Origin of the sequence: Paraburkholderia sp. LEh10, from assembly GCF_017814945.1 — a bacterium.
GTDB lineage: Bacteria > Pseudomonadota > Gammaproteobacteria > Burkholderiales > Burkholderiaceae > Paraburkholderia.
In genome coordinates this window covers 1-1,204 of sequence record NZ_JAGIPX010000147.1, presented here as the reverse complement: position 1 = coordinate 1,204, position 1,204 = coordinate 1, and the positions used below count along the sequence as shown (strand labels likewise).

The window sequence follows — 1,204 nt, the reverse complement described above, 5'->3', positions numbered from 1 at the left end:
ACAGCGGGACCGACAGCGGGGCCGCGAGCGGCAGCGGGCCGGCGCCGGCATCGGGCGCGCTGCGCGTGCTCGCGATCGATCAGAGCGGCGTGCTGGGGGGCGCGGAGCTGTCGCTGCTGGAAATCGTGAAGACGCTCAGGGCACGCGTGCAGGTCGTGCTGTTCGATGACGGACCGTTTCGCGCGGCCCTGCATCGCGAAGGCGTCGCCGTCGACGTGCTCGATCCCGGCGCGACCCGCGATATCCGCAAGCAGGGCGGCACGCCGCCGCTGGCGAAGGCGGTGAAGGGCGTCGCGTCGCTGGTGCGGGCCACCGTCGCGCGGGCGCGCGAGAGCGACGTGATCTATGCGAACACGCAGCGTGCAATGGTGATCGGCGCGCTCGCGGGCCGCCTGGCGCGCCGCCCGGTGGTCTGGCATCTACGCGACATCGTGAGCCCCGAGCACTTCGGCAGGACGCAGCTGGCGATCATCAAATGGTGCGCGAAACTGGGCCTTGCGCACGTGATCGCCAATTCGGCGGCGTCGGCGCGCGCGTTTGCCGGGCTGACGAACTTCGGCGACGGGCGTATCGATGTGGTGTTCAACGGGATCTCCGCGGCGCCGTTCGATGCGCTGCGCGAGGTGCCGCAACGCACGCTGCGTGCGCGGCTGAACCTGCCGCAGGATGCGTTTCTGGTCGGCTCGTTCAGCCGGCTTGCGCGCTGGAAGGGGCAGCATGTGCTGCTTCAGGCACTGGTGCTCGATCCGCAGATGCATGCGGTGCTGGTGGGCGCGCCGCTCTTTGGCGAAGACGCGTATGAGGCGCACTTGCGCGAGTTCGTCGCATCGCATGGGCTCGCGCAGCGCGTGCATTTCCTCGGCTTTCAGGATGATGTGGCCGCGTGCATGTGCGCCGTCGATGTCGTCGCGCACACGTCGATTACGCCGGAGCCGTTCGGCCGCGTGATCGTGGAAGGGATGCTGGCGCGGCGGCCCGTCGTGGCGGCCCGTGCGGGCGGCGTGACGGAGATCATCGATGACGGCGTGAATGGTCTGCTGTGCACGCCGGGTGATGCGCATGCGCTTGCCGATACGCTGGCTGGATTGCGCTCGGATCTGGCGCTGCGCGAGCGGCTCGTTGGACACGGGTATCAGACGGCGGTGGGCAGGTTCGGTACGCGGGCGTATGTGGAGGGGGTTGAGAGGATTCTGGCGAATGTCGC

At 69.2% G+C, this 1,204-nt stretch carries 1 protein-coding gene; it reads left to right on the top strand.

The features are described from left to right. Positions 1 to 1,204, top strand: a 1,204-nt coding sequence (locus tag J8I87_RS42990) for a glycosyltransferase family 4 protein (protein ID WP_209938688.1), incomplete at both ends; no start/stop codon positions are given.